4 protein-coding genes are annotated in these 3,890 nt (G+C 57.8%); all 4 read right to left on the bottom strand.

The window, feature by feature from the left end:
- Positions 1-139: 139 nt before the first annotated feature.
- The 4 genes from JCM12296_RS33075 to oah all read right to left on the bottom strand — a co-directional run bounded on the left by JCM12296_RS33075 (position 140) and on the right by oah (position 3,829).
- A complete protein-coding gene (locus tag JCM12296_RS33075; RefSeq protein ID WP_246805248.1) occupies positions 140-511 on the bottom strand; it encodes a Zn-ribbon domain-containing OB-fold protein in 372 nt (123 codons plus the stop codon).
- A gap of 13 nt (positions 512-524) precedes the next feature.
- Entirely contained in the window at positions 525-1,694 is a 1,170-nt protein-coding gene (locus JCM12296_RS33070; RefSeq protein ID WP_054702099.1) for a thiolase C-terminal domain-containing protein, read from the bottom strand.
- 222 nt (positions 1,695-1,916) lie between these two features.
- On the bottom strand, positions 1,917-2,666 hold the full coding sequence (locus tag JCM12296_RS33065; RefSeq protein WP_054702096.1) for an SDR family NAD(P)-dependent oxidoreductase: 750 nt from the start codon (positions 2,664-2,666) through the stop codon (positions 1,917-1,919).
- A gap of 29 nt (positions 2,667-2,695) precedes the next feature.
- Complete coding sequence (oah, locus tag JCM12296_RS33060) at positions 2,696-3,829, bottom strand: 6-oxocyclohex-1-ene-1-carbonyl-CoA hydratase (protein WP_054702093.1); 1,134 nt, start codon at positions 3,827-3,829, stop codon at positions 2,696-2,698.
- Positions 3,830-3,890 lie beyond the last annotated feature (61 nt).

The following is a 3,890-nucleotide window of genomic DNA, read 5'->3' as shown; positions in this document are numbered from 1 at the left end:
AACATCTGATGTTCTTTGGAAAGTTTAAAATCCATACCTCTATCACTCCTTTAAAAGCAACGACAGAATGAATGCCGGCCTTATGCTTTTTTGAATACGTAGTTGAACTGGCCACCGGGCAGTTCATTGGCCACGGTGGTCATCTCCATGCCGACTTCCACGTCGCTGAGGTCCAGCGCACTGTCAAGCGTCCGAACACCTGAATGTCGCCGTAGTCCAGCATGGCGATGCTGTAAGGCAGATCCCCATCAAACCCCACCGGAGCGAACTTCAGTTGGCTATAGGAGACTAGTTTGCCCGTACCGTTCACCTCTTTCCACTCCATGTCGCTAGACAGGCAGCCCGCGCAATCGGCCCGCGGGGGGAAAAAGTCGGCCCCGCACTTTTTACAATGCGTGTACATCACCTTGCCGTTTTCCAGGTAGTCGATAAAATCGTTCACCCGCGTGGTTTTTGTAAAGCTGACCGTGCCGAATTTGCCGAAGCGGACATCTTCTGGTTTTTTGCCCATCTTATCCTCCAATCTACTCTTTGCCGAAAATGGTCACATTGCCGTAGACGCCCACGCCGCCGATGTTGTGCACCAGCCCGATCTGCGGATCCTTCACCTGCATGTCGCCGGCTTCGCCGCGCAGCTGCAGCACGATGGTGCGCACCTGGCTGCCGCCCGTGGCGCCGATGGGATGCCCCTTGGAGAGCAGGCCGCCGTCCACGTTCACCGGAATGCTGCCTTCCTTGTAGGTTTCCTTGCCCTGGATCAGCTCCTTGGCACCGCCAGGCTCGGCAAACCCCAAGGCCTCGTAGGCGAGCAGTTCGGCAATCGTGAAGCAATCGTGGACTTCGGCCACGTCGATGTCCTTGGGACCCACGCCGGCCATTTTGTACGCCACATCGGCGGCCTGTTTGGCTGCTTTCAACCCATAAAGCGCATCCCGGCCGGTCAAATTCACGCTGGCACTGGCCGCTCCTACCCCCAGGATCCAAACCGGTTTCTTGCTGAACTGTTTGGCTTTTTCTTCACTGGCCACGATCAGGCAGGAGGTGCCGTCGGCATTGGCGCAGCAATCGCCCACGCGCAGGGGGCTGGAGACCGGGTTGGACATCATGTCTTCGGGGTTGGAGAACATGTCCAGGCTAACTGCTTTGCGGTAAACCGCACGGTCGTTGATCTGACCGTAGGTAGCGGCCTTCACGCGTACGGCCGCCAAGTCTTCCGGGGTGGTGCCGTACTTGGCCATGTGCGCCTGGGCATGCATGGCGTAGTAGGCCGGCATCATCGTGCCGAAGGGGCTCTCCCACTGGATGTCGGCACCGCGCCCCATGCGCTCCTGGGACTCGGCCGAGGAAATCTCGGACATCTTCTGCAACCCGATGACCGCCACCATGTCGTGGACGCCCGAGGCGACCATGCTGTAGGCCAGCTTCAAACCGGTGCTGGAGGAGGAGCACAACGACTCCACGTAAAAGGTCGGCTGAGGATTGAGCCCCAGGTATTCGGCGATCACCGCCGACGGCGAACGCTGTTTGTCATACTCGGGAGCCGAACAAAACACCGATGCATCGATGTCCTGGGCCGTGATCCCCGCATCGGTGAGCGCCTCTTTGAACCCTTCAAAGGCCAATTCCCGGATCGAGCCCGGATATTTTCGGACAAACTTGCTCTGCCCAACACCAATAATGGCTACTCTTCCCATAAGTCATTCCTTTATCTCGAAGGGGTTACGAACGGATGGCGTTAACCGTCACGCCGTTCCGCCCATGGATGGATGGGGTGTCGGTCCGGATCGTTTTCCTATCGGCGGTACCGAAGAAACAGCCGCGTGGACGCCTCAAGCAAACCCGAGGCCGCTTGAGACGCTCCAAAACGCGTAATGGGTCGATCTGAACCGCAAGCGGTTATTATCGATGGATGGGCATCAGATGTACTGGCCACCATCCACTTTGATCACCTCGCCGGTAACGTGTTTGGCTTTGTCCGAAGCCAAAAAGGCGACCATGTTGGCCAAATCGTCGGGTTCCCCGACGCGTTTCAACACGATTTCGTTCATGGCCATGTCAACGATCTTGTCCCGTGCTTCGGATTCTTTCAGCATGGGGGTTTCGATCAGGCCAGGCGCCACCGCGTTGACCGTTACGCCAAAGGCACCCAGCTCTTTGGCCACGGCCTTGGTGTAACCGATGATACCGGCCTTGGAGGCCGAGTAATTGGTTTGCCCGAACTTGCCGCGCATGCCGTTAATGGAGGTGACATTGACGATGCGCCCGTACTTCTGTTCCTTAAAAAGCGGTGCCGCATGGCGGGTGAAATTGAAGTACCCCTTCAGGTTGACTTCCAGTACCCGATCCCATTGCTCTTCGGTCATTTTCCAGCATACGCCGTCCCAGTTCATGCCGGCGTTGTTGACCAGAATATCGAGCCGGCCAAAGGCTTCGACCGCAGCCTTGACCACGGCCTCGGCTTCGCTAAAGGAGGCGATATCGCATTTGACGGCAATCGCCTTGCGTCCCATCGCCTCGATCTCTTTTACGACAGCTTCGGCCTCTTCCTTATGTTTCCGGTAGGTCAAGCAGACGTTGGCCCCCTCTTGGGCCAGCATCAAGGATGTCGCTGTCCCGATACCCTGGGACCCGCCGGTAACGATTGCACTCTTTCCTTCCAGCAGCATGGTTCTCCCTCTCTTCGTGATGGGGGTTTTTATCCTTTGGGTTTTCCCAGAACCGCCGCCATCAGGACGTCGTCCAGGGTGTCGCCGGCGGCCAGGCGCCGACGGTACTCGAGGAAATCAATGGTGTCCGTACCGGTGATCTTCTTGGTGTTGAAGGCGCCGAAGCCGAGGAAAGCCTCCCCAGACATGTTGGCCGCCAACCAGTGACGGTTGATCACCTTGGCCTGATCCCAGAAGTACTTCTTCTTCAGGCGGACACCCTCGACGCTCTTGATCAGGCAGCCGGGGAACAGGTTGGCGTAGGTCCACAGAATCTTGTTGACCTCTTTGTCCAGCAGTTCGAAATCGGTGGTCGCCGTTTTCAGGTAGGCGCGGGCATCCTTGGCGGCATCGCCGGTTTTGTATTCACCGTACACCAGATCGCCGTCGGCCACATAGGCATCGGTGATCACGGTGGGGTTGCGCACCCATTTGTCGCCGTCCTTGATCACCGGCACGCACTTGGAGATCAGACCCAGGCGGTACATCTTGTAGGCGCTCCACATCTCGCAGGAAACGCAGTTCCACATGGCCAGTTCCATGGGCAGCATCCAGGGCAAAAAGTCCGAACTGCCGCCGTCCGGCGCGCTGCCGTGCTTGGGGCCGGCCTGGCCGTAGATCGCCAGGTCGCTGGAGATGGCGATGTCACAGGCCATGCCGATCTCCTGGCCGCCGGCCACGCGCATGCCGTTGACCCGGCAGATGGTGGGTTTCTTGCAAAACAGAATCGTGTCCACCATGGCGTTGAACAGATCCATGTAAAGACCGTACTCGTTGGGCCGCTTGGAGTAATATTCGGAATACTCCTTGGTGTTGCCGCCGGTACAGAAGGCCTTGTCGCCCATGGCGGTGAACACGCAGGCCACGACGGATGTATCCGCGGATGCCCGATGGAAACCGGCGATGACGGCCTTGACCATCTCGGTGGTGTAGGAATTGTACTGCTTGGGGTTGTTCAAGGTCACCCAGGCTGAATAGACCCCGTCCACCGGGTTGCCCTGAGGATCGAGAATCGGCTTCTTTTCATAGATCACGCCGGGGGCTTCCGTGGAAAAAACATCTTCGCTCCACAGGTGATGATCCTTGATTCCGTTTTCTCTGGGCATCCAACTTAAATCACTCATTCTCTCCTCCTTGTCGGGTCGCCGGCACGGGGCCGGCGACGGCATTTTTCGCTTTCAGTTG

This window comes from Desulfosarcina cetonica JCM 12296, from assembly GCF_001311845.1.
Lineage (GTDB): Bacteria > Desulfobacterota > Desulfobacteria > Desulfobacterales > Desulfosarcinaceae > Desulfosarcina > Desulfosarcina cetonica.
The sequence above is the reverse complement of the archived record's forward strand: the minus strand, read 5'-3'. Positions and strand labels throughout refer to the sequence as shown.

Coding starts and splice junctions, on each gene's coding strand:
- JCM12296_RS33075 (WP_246805248.1), bottom strand. CDS start 511: ATGGGCAAAAAACCAGAAGATGTCCGCTTCGGCAAATTCGGCACGGTC.
- JCM12296_RS33070 (WP_054702099.1), bottom strand. CDS start 1,694: ATGGGAAGAGTAGCCATTATTGGTGTTGGGCAGAGCAAGTTTGTCCGA.
- JCM12296_RS33065 (WP_054702096.1), bottom strand. CDS start 2,666: ATGCTGCTGGAAGGAAAGAGTGCAATCGTTACCGGCGGGTCCCAGGGT.
- oah (WP_054702093.1), bottom strand. CDS start 3,829: ATGAGTGATTTAAGTTGGATGCCCAGAGAAAACGGAATCAAGGATCAT.